At 67.3% G+C, this 13329-nt stretch carries 10 protein-coding genes; 6 read left to right on the top strand and 4 right to left on the bottom strand.

Annotation, left to right across the window (positions count from 1 at the left end; all coding sequences use genetic code 11):
* Positions 1 to 1056, bottom strand: a 1056-nt coding sequence (locus tag A5744_RS10830; RefSeq protein ID WP_139331308.1) for an acyl-CoA dehydrogenase family protein, incomplete at its 3' end; no start/stop codon positions are given.
* 108 nt (positions 1057 to 1164) lie between these two features.
* On the bottom strand, positions 1165 to 1923 hold the full coding sequence (locus A5744_RS10825; RefSeq protein ID WP_076060821.1) for an SDR family NAD(P)-dependent oxidoreductase: 759 nt from the start codon (positions 1921 to 1923) through the stop codon (positions 1165 to 1167).
* A 112-nt stretch (positions 1924 to 2035) separates the two neighbouring features.
* Here A5744_RS10825 and A5744_RS10820 point away from each other — a divergent pair, with 112 nt between their 5' ends.
* Both A5744_RS10820 and A5744_RS10815 read left to right on the top strand, forming a co-directional pair.
* On the top strand, positions 2036 to 3565 hold the full coding sequence (locus tag A5744_RS10820; RefSeq protein ID WP_076060836.1) for an ATP-dependent DNA ligase: 1530 nt from the start codon (positions 2036 to 2038) through the stop codon (positions 3563 to 3565).
* A 43-nt stretch (positions 3566 to 3608) separates the two neighbouring features.
* Positions 3609 to 5867, top strand: a complete 2259-nt coding sequence (locus A5744_RS10815) for a carbon starvation CstA family protein (protein WP_240563017.1) — start codon at positions 3609 to 3611, stop codon at positions 5865 to 5867.
* A gap of 13 nt (positions 5868 to 5880) precedes the next feature.
* Here A5744_RS10815 and A5744_RS10810 read toward each other — a convergent pair whose 3' ends face one another.
* Positions 5881 to 8943 (bottom strand): adenylate/guanylate cyclase domain-containing protein, encoded by a 3063-nt coding sequence (locus tag A5744_RS10810; protein WP_076060817.1) that lies wholly within the window; start codon positions 8941 to 8943, stop codon positions 5881 to 5883.
* A gap of 127 nt (positions 8944 to 9070) precedes the next feature.
* Between A5744_RS10810 and A5744_RS10805 the strand changes: the two genes are divergently transcribed.
* The 4 genes from A5744_RS10805 to A5744_RS10790 all read left to right on the top strand — a co-directional run bounded on the left by A5744_RS10805 (position 9071) and on the right by A5744_RS10790 (position 12471).
* A complete protein-coding gene (locus tag A5744_RS10805) occupies positions 9071 to 9901 on the top strand; it encodes an oxidoreductase (RefSeq protein WP_076060816.1) in 831 nt (276 codons plus the stop codon).
* A 118-nt stretch (positions 9902 to 10019) separates the two neighbouring features.
* Positions 10020 to 10262: a DUF1918 domain-containing protein gene (locus tag A5744_RS10800; RefSeq protein WP_076060814.1), complete on the top strand. Its 243-nt coding sequence runs from the start codon at positions 10020 to 10022 to the stop codon at positions 10260 to 10262.
* Positions 10263 to 10374: 112 nt separating this feature from the next.
* Positions 10375 to 11151 (top strand): enoyl-CoA hydratase/isomerase family protein, encoded by a 777-nt coding sequence (locus A5744_RS10795; RefSeq protein WP_076060813.1) that lies wholly within the window; start codon positions 10375 to 10377, stop codon positions 11149 to 11151.
* Between the two features lie 24 nt (positions 11152 to 11175).
* Positions 11176 to 12471 carry an acyl-CoA dehydrogenase family protein gene (locus A5744_RS10790; protein ID WP_076060811.1) on the top strand — a complete coding sequence of 432 codons (1296 nt, stop codon included), beginning with the start codon at positions 11176 to 11178 and terminating at the stop codon, positions 12469 to 12471.
* Positions 12472 to 12478: 7 nt separating this feature from the next.
* Here A5744_RS10790 and A5744_RS10785 read toward each other — a convergent pair whose 3' ends face one another.
* The gene (locus A5744_RS10785; protein ID WP_170874471.1) at positions 12479 to 13165 is read right to left on the bottom strand and encodes an MspA family porin; all 687 of its coding nucleotides are present in this window, start codon (positions 13163 to 13165) and stop codon (positions 12479 to 12481) included.
* Positions 13166 to 13329: the final 164 nt, after the last annotated feature.

The following is a 13329-nucleotide window of genomic DNA, read 5'->3' as shown; positions in this document are numbered from 1 at the left end:
CTCCCGGACAGCGCCGGCCGCGGTGCGATCGAAGACCTCGCCGGCCGGGGCGTCGCCGCCGAACAGCGCCGAACTCACCAGCGCCCGGCGCAGGTGCAGGTGCGCATCGTGTTCCCAGGTGAAGCCGATGCCGCCATGCACCTGGATGTTGAGTTCGGCGTTGCGCGCGTAGGCCGGGAATGACAGCGCCGCGGCCACCGCGGCGATGAGACGGAACTGCTCCTCATCCTCCGCCGCGGCGCGCGAGGCGTCCCACACCGCCGCGATCGCGGATTCGACGGCCACCAACATGTTTGCGCAATGATGCTTTACCGCTTGGAAAGTGGCGATGGTGCGGCCGAATTGCTGGCGCACCTTCGCATAGCCGACGGCCGCGTCGACACAGTCCGAAGCCCCGCCCACCGCCTCCGCGGCCAGCAATGTCCGCGCCCGCGCCAGCGCCGATTCCCGGGCCCCCGGCAGGATGTCCGCGGCGGCGATGCTCACATTCTCCAGGCGCACCCGCCCGGAACGCCGGGTCGGATCGAAGTTGTCGGGCACGTCCACCGACACGCCGGCGCGGCCGCGGTCCAGCACCAGCACGTCGTCGCCGGCCGCGATCAGCAACAGCTCGGCGAGCCCGGCGCCCAACACGATCCCGGCCTCGCCGTCGGCTGTGCCGTCCTTGACCCGCACCTGGCCGTCCAGGCCGATACCAGCGGTGAGAGTTCCGTCGATCAGCCCGGGCAGCAGCCGCGATTTCTGCTCGGCGCTACCGTCTTTGGCGATGACCGCCGACGCGATCACGGTCGGCACAAACGGCCCCGGCGCCACCGCGCGTCCGAGTTCTTCGGTCACCACCACGAGTTCGGGCAGTCCGTAGCCCGAGCCGCCGTGTTCTTCGTCGACGTGCAGGCCGAGCCAGCCGAGTTCCACTAGGTTCTGCCAGAACGGGGGCCGGGGTTCGTCCGGCGAATCAAGCAGCGAGCGCGCCGCCCAGCGCGCCTTCTGCGAGGTGAGGAACGCGCGGGCTACCTCGGCGAGTTCGCGATGGTCGTCGGTCAGTGCGATACCCATCGGGGCCTCCTCGCTACCGTGCTAACTGCCTGCCCCGCTCCGAGGGGGAGCGGGGCGGCTGCCTAAAGAGGATACTGTATTGCCGCGGCCCCCTGCGGCCGGGTTGTCTTACTTAGGCGCGAATCGCTGCCCTGCGTCCAGTCGCAGGCATTGGCCGTTGAGCATCGGGTTGTCCACGATCGCGGCGACCAGCTTCGCGTACTCGATCGGCCGGCCGAGGCGCTTGGGGAAGGCCGCGTCCTTGGTCAGCGCCGAGGCGAATTCGTCCGGAATGCCCTTGGTCAAACCCGTGGCGAACAGGCTGGGCGCGATCGCCAGCACCCGGATGCCCAGCGACCCAAGGTCGCGCGCCATGGTCAGGCACATGCCGGCGATGCCCGCCTTGGCGGCCGTGTAGGCGACCTGCCCGATCTGGCCCTCGAAGGCCGCGATGGACGCCGTGTTGATGATGACGCCCCGCTCCTCGTCCTCGGGCTCGTTCTTGCTCATGTGCGCGGCGGCCAGCCGGCTGATGTTGAAGGTGGCGATGAGGTTGAGATCGATCACCGATTGGAAGGACTCCAGGTCGTGCGGGCCGGTCTTGGTCATCGTGCGCTTGGCGATGCCGCCGCCCGCGGTAGTGATCACGACGTGCAGCCCACCCAGGTCGTCGACCGCGGCCTGCAGCGTTTCCTCGGTGCCGCCGAAGTCGGTGACGTCGACCGGGTAGAACTTGCCGCCGACGCCTTCTGCGACCTCCTTGCCGTCGGAGCCCTCACGATCGAGCACAGCGACCTGCGCGCCGCGCTCGTGCAGAAGTTCGGCGCTGGCACGCCCCATGCCCGAAGCGCCGCCGATGACGACGACCTTCTTCCCGTTGATCTCCATCCGGACCTCCCTTTTATGGCTTGTCAGATTCCACGCAATCTGTAACGTTATCTAGGCACGCTATCGTGTCGGCTCCGAAGGCTTGTCACCGAGCCATGCCAAGCTGGCCACCGTGCTCCTTCTCGACGTGGCGGCGACGTCTGCGGACGTCGGCGGCACCTCGTCGCGCCTGGCCAAGGTCGCCCACATCGCCGAGCTGCTCAGTCGCGCCGCGCCGGATCCCGAGCTCGTCTCGATCATCGTGTCGTGGCTCTCGGGTGAGCTGCGGCAACGCCAGATCGGCGTGGGATGGGCGTCGCTGCGGTCGCGGCCGCCACCCGCGTCGAATCCGACCCTGACCGTCTGCGGTGTCGACGCCGCGTTCTCCGAGATCGGTGCCGTCTCGGGCAAAGGGTCCCAGGCGCGGCGCGCCGAACTCGTCGCGGGCCTGTTCTCCGCCGCGACCGAAACCGAACAGACCTTTCTGCTGCGACTCATGAGCGGCGAGCTGCGCCAGGGCGCGCTGGCCGGGATCATGGCCGACGCCGTGGCCCGCGCCGCCGGAATCCCTGCCGCCGCGGTGCAGCGCGCCGCGATGCTGGGCGGGGATCTACCCGCGGTAGCGGCAGCCGGTCTGACCGGCGGGGCCGTCGCATTGGAGGCGTTCACCCTGCGGGCGGGCCAACCGGTCGGCCCGATGCTGGCGCAGACCGCGACCAGCGTCGCCGATGCGATCGAACGCCATGGCGGCACAACGATTTTCGAGGCGAAGCTGGACGGCGCGCGCGTGCAGATCCACCGCGCCGGTGACCAGGTCACGGTCTACACCCGAAGCCTCGACGACGTCACCGCCCGGCTGCCGGAGGTGGTCGAGGCGACGCTGGCACTACCGGTGAGCGAGTTCATCGCCGACGGGGAGGCGATCGCGCTGCGGCCGGACAACCGGCCACACCGCTTCCAGATCACCGCGTCACGGTTCGGCCGATCCGTCGACGTGGCCGCAGCCCAACTGGCACAGCCACTTTCGGTGTTCTTCTTCGACATCTTGCACCGCGACGGCGTCGACCTGCTCGATGCCCCGACCACCGACCGGCTGGCCGCCCTGGACTCGCTGGTGCCACCCGCGCAGCGGGTGGACCGGCTCGTCACGTCCGACCCCGCGGCCGCCACGGACTTCCTGGACGCGACGCTGGCCGCCGGGCACGAAGGCGTCATGGCGAAAGCGCCGGGGGCGCCATATCAAGCGGGCCGTCGCGGAGCCGGCTGGCTCAAGGTCAAGCCGGTACACACGCTCGATCTGGTGGTGCTCGCCGTGGAGTGGGGCTCGGGGCGCCGCCGCGGAAAACTCTCCAATATCCATCTGGGCGCGCGTGATCCGGCCACCGGCGGCTTCGTCATGCTGGGCAAGACCTTCAAGGGAATGACCGACGCCATGCTGGATTGGCAGACCGCCCGGTTTACCGAGCTCGCCGTCGGCGGCACCGACGGCCACGTCGTCGTGGTGCGGCCCGAGCAGGTCGTCGAGATCGCGTTCGACGGGCTACAAGAGTCATCGCGCTACCCGGGCGGACTGGCGCTGCGGTTCGCCCGCGTCGTGCGCTACCGCGACGACAAGGGCCCGGCCGAAGCCGACACCATCGACACGGTCCGAGCGCTGTACTGATTCTCCTCGGGCAACAGACCCCCGGCCGTCGTAGGGTTTGAGCGTGACGGAGCGCATCGCAGCACGGGAAAGCGATAACAGCCAGGTCAGCTACATCCGCACCGACGAGGACTTACCGGCCGTCGCGATCATCGACCGCTCACCGATCACCGTCCGGCACAAGATCGTCTTCGCGGTGATCGCCGTGCTCGGTGCCATCGCCTGGGCGATCATCGCGTTCGCCCGCGGGGAGACGGTGAACGCGGTCTGGTTCGTGGTCGCGGCCATCTGCACGTACATCATCGGGTTCCGGTTCTATGCCCGGCTGATCGAAATGAAGATCGTCCGCCCGCGCGACGACCACGCCACGCCGGCCGAGGTCCTCGATGACGGCACCGATTACGTGCCCACCGACCGGCGAGTGTTGTTCGGCCATCATTTCGCCGCCATCGCCGGAGCCGGACCGCTTGTCGGTCCGGTGCTCGCAACCCAGATGGGCTACCTGCCGGGCAGCATCTGGATTGTCATCGGCGCGGTGTTCGGCGGCTGCGTGCAGGACTACTTGGTGCTGTGGATCTCCACCCGGCGCCGGGGCCGTTCCCTCGGCCAGATGGCCCGTGACGAGCTCGGCGTCGTGGGCGGGGCCGCCGCCCTCCTCGGTGTCCTCGTCATCATGGTGATCCTGATCGCGGTGCTGGCACTGATCGTGGTGAAGGCACTGGCCGAGAGCCCATGGGGGGTGTTCTCCATCGCCATGACCATCCCCATCGCTCTGTTCATGGGCTGCTACCTGCGGTTCCTGCGACCCGGACGGGTTGCGGAAGTATCCCTGATCGGCTTCGCGCTGCTGATGCTCGCCGTGGTCTCCGGCAACTGGGTCGCCGAAACATCATGGGGCGCATCCTGGTTCACCCTGTCCCCTGTCACGCTGTGCTGGTGCCTGATCGTCTACGGCTTCGCCGCGTCGGTACTGCCGGTGTGGTTGCTGCTCGCGCCGCGCGACTACCTGTCGACGTTCATGAAGGTCGGCGCCATCGCGCTCATCGCCATCGGAATCGTCATCGCCCGGCCGGAAATGCAGGCACCCGCAATCTCGCACTTCGCCACCCGGGGGAACGGCCCGGTGTTCGCCGGCTCGCTGTTCCCGTTCCTGTTCATCACCATCGCGTGCGGCGCTCTCTCCGGATTCCACTCGTTGATCTCATCTGGGACCACGCCGAAAATGCTGGAGAAGGAAAGCCAGATGCGGCTGATCGGCTACGGCGGCATGATCACCGAATCCTTCGTCGCCGTCATGGCGCTGATCACCGCGTCAATCATCAACCAGCACCTGTACTTCACCCTCAACGCGCCGGCCGCGCAGACCGGGGGCACCGCGGCCAGCGCCGCCCACTACGTCAACGGACTCGGGTTGTCGGGCGCCCCGGCCACCGCCGACCAAATCAGCCAGGCCGCCACCAGCATCGGCGAGAGGACGATCGTGTCGCGCACCGGCGGAGCACCGACGCTGGCGCTCGGCATGTCAGAGGTGCTGCAGCGGGTGTTCGGCGGCGCCGCTCTCAAGTCCTTCTGGTACCACTTCGCGATCATGTTCGAGGCGCTGTTCATCCTGACCACCCTCGATGCCGGGACCAGGGTAAACCGGTTCATGCTCTCCGACACGCTCGGAAACTTCGGCGGCCCACTGGCCAAACTGCGAAACCCGAGCTGGCGCCCAGGTGTATGGGTCTGCAGCCTCGCCGTGGTCGCCGCGTGGGGCAGCATCCTGCTGATGGGCGTGACCGACCCGCTGGGCGGAATCAACACGTTGTTCCCCCTGTTCGGCATCGCGAACCAGCTCCTCGCGGCGATCGCGCTGACCGTCGTCACCGTGGTCGTCATCAAGAAGGGCCTACTGAGGTGGGCGTGGATCCCGGGAGTACCGCTGCTGTGGGACCTGGCCGTCACGTTGACCGCGTCGTGGCAGAAGATCTTCTCCGGGGATCCCGCGGTCGGCTACTGGACTCAGCACACGCAGTACTTGGCGGCGAAGAATGCGGGCAAGACGGCGTTCGGTTTGGCAAAAAACGCCCATCAGCTCGACGAGGTCATTCGGAACACGTTCATCCAGGGCACCCTGTCGATCCTCTTCGCGTTGGTTGTCGTCATCGTGCTCATCGCCGGAATCATCGTTGCGCTCAACGCAATTCGAGGTGGCGGCAGACCGTTGACCGAGGACGACCCGTTACCGTCGAAGTTGTTCGCGCCGTCGGGTCTGATGCCCACGCCCAGCGAACGCAAGGTGCAGCGGCAGTGGGACGCCCTCCCCGCGCCGCGGCCGTAATGGCGAACGCCCGCTAGGTAAGTGCCCGCAGCCGTCGCAGCGAACGTTCGTGCAGCACGAAGTCGGGCTCGGCCGGCACCACCGACAACCGCTCGATCGCGGCGCCAACCTCGGCCAGATCGTCGGCTCCGCCGCGGCGCAGCAGGAGTTCGGACAGCACCTCGACGGCCATGCCCAGGTGGAGCGTCCCCCCGGTCGTGTACATGCCGTCGACCGCACCGCGGGACAGCTCGATCGCCCCATCGAGATCGCCGGCGTCGGCCTTCGCGCGGGCGAGGTAGGCGTCGACCGGTGGCAGTATCGTCATGCTGAGCCGTTCTTGGGCGCTCGATTCGCGGACGTCGGCGAGCATGTCGAATCCGCGTGCGCTGTCAGCGTTTTCGTGATGGATGAGCGCCAGGCCGCGGGTGAACCGAGCGAAGCCCACGGAGAAGTCATTGCCGGAACGCTCGGCGTTGTGCAGGGCCGCGGCGGTATCGCGAAGGGCGTCGCCGTCCAGCGTGATCGCGCCGAACATCACCGGGACGTATTTGTACATCGTCACCGTCACCTCGGTGATCGCATCGGATCCGCGGGCGAGGGCCATCGCCTCATCGGCATCCTGCCGCCAACCGGCCATCCCCATACAGCACTTGATGAAACCGCTCATCGCCTTGGCCATCGCCAGCGGAGATCCGACTAAAACGTTGCCGCGGGCGGCATCACCGGCCGCCAGCTCGATCACCCGCTGGCAGAGCCGCAGTGCCTCAGCCATCTCGCCGGCTTCACATTTCGCGACCACCGCCGGATGGCACGCGCCGATCATCATCGTCGGGTCGCCGATCGATTCGAGCAGACCGATGTACTCGGTCGCCAGCCGCGACGCCTCCCTGATTTCGTTGTGAAACGTCCGCGCCATGACCTGCCCGCCCAAGCCGACGGCGAGCGACACCTTGTCCCCGGCTTCGGCACACAGTTCGGCCAACTCGTCGAAACCGGCTCCGGCGACAGGCCCTCCGGCCATCCAGGCGGTGGCGCAGAGGCTGGCGCGGGGCGCGATGCGCATTCGCATCACCCCGACCTCGTCCGATGGCAACCGGTCGGCGACCTGACGGGCGCGTTGCCAGCTGAGCCGGGCGGCACCGATATCGCGCTTGGTAGCCATCGCGCCGGCGCGCATGTGCCAGGGATAGGCCTCGCGCAGGTCGCCCGCGGCTTCCAGATGTTCGGCCACCCGCTCCGCATTTACTTCGACGCCCGGCCCGCCCGCTTGGATGACCGCGGCCAGCCGCCGATGCAGCTCGACACGGGTCGACCTGAGCATTGATTCATAAGCCACCACACGAATCAGGCGCTGGCGGAAGGCGTACTCCTGAGATTGGTCGAGTCCCAGCAGCGCGAGATGTGTGCGGCGCGTGGTCATTTGATCGATGAAGTCCGCGTCGAGCAGCGGCTCGAGCGCGGGCTCGATGCTCAGCCTCGTCAAGAGATCGGCGCTGAAGCGGTCCCCGATCACCGCCGCGGCACCAAGCGCTCGCTTCGCCGGCGCGGGCAAGCGGTCGATGCGCGCCGCGATCGCGGCCTGCACGGTGGCGGGAACGTTGATGTCGGTAACCGCGGTGGTGCACGCGTAGGCTCCGGGCTGCCCCACCAGCACGCCACGGTCGCGGAGGTCACGCACGATCTCCTCGGCGAAGAACGGGTTGCCGCACGCTCGCGCGATGATCATCGCCGCCACGTCCGCCACCGACGGGTCCATGCCGAGCAGCTCGGCGACCAATGCCGCAGAATCGGAATCATCCAGGGGATCAAGGACAATCGAGGGTGCGCCCGCGATCCTTGTCAGTGCACCGCCGTACTCGGGGCGGTGGGTGATGAGCAGCACTGAACAGGTTTGGGGGATCACGGTCGCAAGGTCCGCCAGCATCGACTGGCTGACCGCGTCGCTCCAGCCCGCACGCTCGACGATGTACAGGGTAGGTTGCGCGCGCTGGCGCACCACGCGCGCGATGAGCGCCGTCAGCCGTCGCCGCCGTGCATCGGGATCCAGTGCCGGCGCGGCCACGAGCGGATCGCCGATTCCGAACAGCTCGTCGAGCAGCAATAGGTCCTGCTCGTCGACGTCAAAGGTCCGTGCCCGCATCGTCTCTCGCGCGGATTGTGGGTCCTGATCACGAATGCCGATGACCGACCGCAGCAGCCGCGTCACCACCGTGAACGGCTTTTCGCCGTCGTGCAATTCGGCGGCCACCGAGAACACTTCTACATCTCGCGAAGCCGCGCTGGCCGCGACCTCGTGGGCCAGACGACTCTTGCCTATGCCGGCCGCCCCCACCAGCCTCACCACACCGCCGCGTCCCTGAATCGCTTGCTGAACAACGCCATCCAGTGCCGCCAGTTCCCGGCGCCGGCCCACCAGGGCCGCCTCGACGCGGTCGGTCCGCCGGGGGCCGATCGCAAGGAGTTGCCGCGCGGCGACGGGGTTTTCGCGTCCTTTGATCCGTACCAATTCGGGCTCACCCAGGGTCGCGCAATGGTCGACCAGCCTGGCGGTGGACTGGCTGAGCATCACTCCCCCGGGCGGTGCCACCGACTCCATCCGTTGCGCCATCCCCACCTGTTCGCCGACGGCGGTGTAACTCCATGGCGCCGTGCCGACGGCGCCGGCGATGACACGCCCCGAATTCAGGCCGACCCGCAGGCTCAGCGCGAGCGCATCTCGCCGTTTGACTTCCTCGGCAAGCTTGTCGGCCTCCCGCTGAATGTCCAAGGCGGCCAGGCACGCACGGACGGCATGGTCCTCCAGTGCGACGGGCGCGCCGAACAGTGCCATCACCCCATCGCCGGTGAATTTGTCAACGATGCCGCCGTGCCGGCGCACCACATCGGTTGACCGCCGCAACAACTCGGACATGATGTCGCGCAATCGCTCGGTGTCCACCGCCGCGGCGATGTCCATCGAGTGCACGACATCGGCGAACAGCACCGTCACTTGTTTGTACTCGGCGACCTCGCCAACCGCCGTCGTGGGCTTGCCGCACTGATCACAGAATTTCGCGTTCGGGCGCAACTCCGTGCCGCACGACCCGCACGTCATCAGGGCCGCCGCTGCTTGGGAAACCCGTGCGGCATAGTTAGCATCTTCCCGACAAATCGAGACCAAGCATATGGCGTCCAGGCCCTGCCGGTGTGCGTTGTGCCTCGACTGATACGGAGGCGTTCTCATGTCCACCTGGCTCATCACCGGCTGCTCGACGGGACTCGGCCGCGCGCTCGCCGAAGCCGTCATCGCCGCCGGCCACAACGCCGTCGTCACCGCCCGCGACGTCGCGAAGGTCGCCGACCTGGAAGACCCCGCGACGCAGCGCGTGCTCCCGGTCGCGCTCGACGTCACCAAGCCCGATCAGATCGCCTCCGCCGTTGCGCAGGCCGACGAGAGGTTCGGTGGCGTCGACGTTCTGGTCAACAACGCGGGCTACGGCTATCGCGCCGCGGTCGAGGAAGGCGACGACGCCGAAGTCCGCGCCCTGTTCGAGACGCACTTCTTCGGCACCGCCGCGATGATCAAGGCCGTGTTACCCGGCATGCGGGCCCGCCGCAGCGGCGCGATCGTAAACATTTCCTCCATCGGCGCCACCGTGAATCCGGTGGGATCCGGCTACTACTCGGCCGCCAAGGCCGCCATCGAGGGCATGAGCGGCTCGCTTCGGGGCGAACTCGCACCCCTGGGCATTTCGGTGACCGTCGTTGAGCCCGGGGCATTCCGAACCGACTTCGCGGGACGCTCGCTCGTGCAGTCGGCCACCGTCATCGACGACTACGCCGGCACCGCGGGGCAGCGCCGCAAGGAAAACGACACGATGGACGGCAACCAGGCCGGCGACCCCGCCAAGGCCGCCTCGGCGATCATCGCTGCGGTCGAGTCGGACGAGCCCCCGGGGTTCCTGCTGCTGGGGCCCGACGCCTTGGGCCTGTATCGCTATGTCGCCGACGCGCGCGCGGACGAGATCGCGAAATGGGAGCCCGTCACGGCGGGCACGAACTTCGACGCCTGAACCCGCCCCTGCCGCAGTCATTTTCGGATTGCGCCCGCTGCGTCTTCCGTTGGGTGAACAAAGCGCGCACCATTGGAAGGGTCGGCACGTCTCACACCCCGAGAGAAGGGAGCGGGCGATGAAGGCCAGGGTCGGCGACTTCCTCGTTGTCAAGGGCACGACAACGGAACGGCATGATCAGCATGCGGAGATCATCGGGGTGCGCGCTGAAGACGGCTCGCCGCCGTACGTGGTGCGATGGCTGGTGACGGGCCACGAGGCGACGGTGTACCCCGGATCCGACGCGGTGGTGGTGACCGCCGCCGAGCACACCGAGGCCGCCCGGCGGGCCGCCGCGCGGGCCGGCCACCCGCAGACATAGCCGCGCTTGCGGACGCGACCCCCACCGGAGAATAGCTTCGCCGTCTAGGAGAGGAATATTCTCCTCAGCCGAGAGACACATTACGATCGGTGGTGATCGAAGGGGATCTCCGCTGTCCGACACGCTGCAACTCGAACGTCCGCGCGACGGCGTCGCCGTTGTGCGTCTGAACCGACCCGAGCGCCTCAACGCGATCAACGAGGTCATGCAGACCGAGTTGCGTCGGGCGCTGGCCGATGTCGCAGTCGACAACGCGGTGCGCGCCGTGGTTTTGACCGGTGCCGGTCGCGGCTTCTGCGCCGGCATCGACATGCGTGACTTCGGGCCCAACGTGCCGGAGGCCGGCGCGCCGGCGGCGGACCGTTTGCGGTTCCAGGAGGACATGGCCGGATTGGCCGAAGCTATCCGCCAATTGCCGCAGCCCGTCATCGCCGCGGTCAACGGCCCCTGTGTCGGTGCGGGATTCGCGTTGTGTCTCGCCTGCGACATCCGGATCTGTTCGGCCGCCGCATCATTCGGCAACGGGGCCATCCTGCTCGGGTTGTCGGGGGCAGAGATGGGCACGAGCTATCACCTGCCCCGCATCGTCGGGACCAGCGTCGCGGCCGATTGGATGCTCACCGGCCGCACCGTTTCGGCCGCCGAGGCCGATCGGCGCGCTCTGGTCAGCGAAGTCGTCGAGCCGGATCGGTTGGCCGACCGCGCGCTGGAGCTGGCATCGCTGATCGCGGATCTTGCCCCGCTCGGTGTGCAACTGACAAAGCGCGCGCTGCAAGTCAACACCGACGCGGCCGGTCTCTCGTCGGCGCTCGAGCTGGAAAACCGCAACCAGGTGATCGCACATGCCACCGACGAGGCGGCGGAGCGCCGCGAAAAGTGGTCTCGCTGAGCCGCAACGCAGAGAGGACGACACATGGCGTGGGACTTCTCCACCGACTCCCAGTGGGCGCAACAACTCGAATGGGTCGAGGACTTCGTGCGCAGCGAGTGCGAGCCGATCGACTTGATCGTCAAGGAGTCTCACGACCTAGGCGATCCGGTGCGTCAGGCGCTGATCCCGCCGCTGCAGCAGATCGTCAAGCAGCGCGGCCTGTGGGCCACCCACCTGGGGCCGCATCTAGGCGGTCCCGGCTATGGTCAGGTGAAACTGGCTCTGCTCAACGAGATTCTGGGCCGGTCGGAATGCGCGCCGATAGTCTTCGGGTCGCAGGCACCCGATTCCGGCAACAGTGAGATCCTTGCGCACTACGGCACTCCCGAGCTCAAAGCGCGCTACCTCGAGCCGCTGCTGGACAACCGCATCGTGTCGTGCTTCTCGATGACCGAACCGCAGGGCGGCGCGGACCCGAAGGTGTTCCGCACCACCGCGGTGCCCGATGGTGATCACTGGATCATCAACGGAGAGAAGTGGTTTTCGTCGTTCGCGTCGATGGCGTCGTTCATCATCGTGATGGCGATGACCGACCCCGAGGCGCCACCATATCAGCGCTACTCGATGTTCGTCGTGCCGGGCGACACACCCGGCATCAACGTGATGCGCGACGTCGGACTGGGGTATCAGCCGCCCGGCGGTGGGCGCGAAGGCTACGTGCGTTACGAAAACGTCCGGGTGCCGGCCGATCACATGCTCGGCCCGCGCGGCGGGGCCTTCGTCGTCGCACAAACCCGGTTGGGCGGCGGACGCATTCACCACGCGATGCGCACGGTGGGGCTGGTCCGGCGCATCTTCGACATGATCTGTGAGCGGGCGGTGTCGCGCTATACCCAGGGTGAGGTGTTGGCGAACAAGCAACTGGTCCAGGAGATGGTCGCCGACTCGTGGATGGAGATCGAGGCCTTTCGGCTGCTCACACTCCAAACCGCTTGGAAGATCGACCAATTCAACGACTACAAGGCGGTACGCGCCGACATCTCGGCGGTCAAGGCGATGATGCAGAAGGTGCTGCACGACGTGTCGTCGCGGGCGCTTCAGCTACACGGATCGTTGGGCACCACTCATGAGATGCCGTTTGTGCAATACCTGGTGGAGTCGTTCGTGCTCGGCCTTGCCGACGGTCCGACCGAAGTGCACAAGGTGACGCTGGCCCGCCAATTGCTGAAGGACCGCGCGCCGGCTCCCGATCTGTTCCCCTCCGAGCATCTGCTGCGGCTGCGCGCGGCCGCCGAGGCAAAGTTCGCAGACAAGCTGGCCGGGATCGCGCGCGGCTAGGCGGCTTTCAAACGGCTTTCGTGACGCCGACATAGGACAGCACCACGTCGGATTCATCGGTCACTCGAGTCAGGGTCGCGTAGGAGCGGATGAACGACTGACCCACGCATCCGTCGATCTTGACGTGGAAGTTGCTGATCATGACCCAGGGATCGGAACCCTTGAACTGTTTCTTGACCACCGGAACCACGATGATGACGCCGGGCTTGAGCCCCACGCTGAGCACGCCGTTCATCGGCGTGGTCACCAACGGCACGACACCGGGCACACCGGTGAATATTCCTGTAAAGGCGAGGCCCGGGCTGACGCCGGCGCTACCCGCCATCGTGACGCCGTTGGACGTGCTCATGTCGATTCCGCAGCCGATCTCGTAACCCACCTCGAGGACGCCTCGAGGCGGTTCCGGTCCTTTCAGCGAAGCAACGAATGTCCCGCTGGCGAGGTATTCGCGAGACGAGACCGCCGTCGTCAACGGCGCGACGGGAACTTGCGACTCGTCCCTCGCCCCGAGGGTCAACGTCCAGCCATCGGGAGTGTCCAGGGCTGCCGGATCGGCCGAGGGTACCTGGCCGTCGGCCGGCGGGGCCGCCTCGGCGGCGGCGGGCTCAACTTCAGGATCCGCAGTTCCCGGGGGCGCCGTGGCCACCGAGATGACGAAGCAGACGGCGACAACCGCAACGCGGTGCATAACCACAGCGATCGGCCTCACGCGCGACACCGTACGCAGCGCGAGATGCGAGTCGCGAAATTTGCTGGCCAGCCAATCAAAGCTGTTGCACGTTCGTAATTGACCTGCGATCTTGCCGCGCAAGAACGGGGGAAATTTTGTATCCGCCTCGTTCGCCGGGGGTTAAAATG

Source organism: Mycobacterium sp. IS-1264 (assembly GCF_001954195.1).
In the GTDB taxonomy this organism is placed as follows: Bacteria; Actinomycetota; Actinomycetes; order Mycobacteriales; family Mycobacteriaceae; genus Mycobacterium.
Note: the sequence above shows the minus strand (reverse complement) of the source record. Positions and strands in the feature narration are given on the sequence as shown.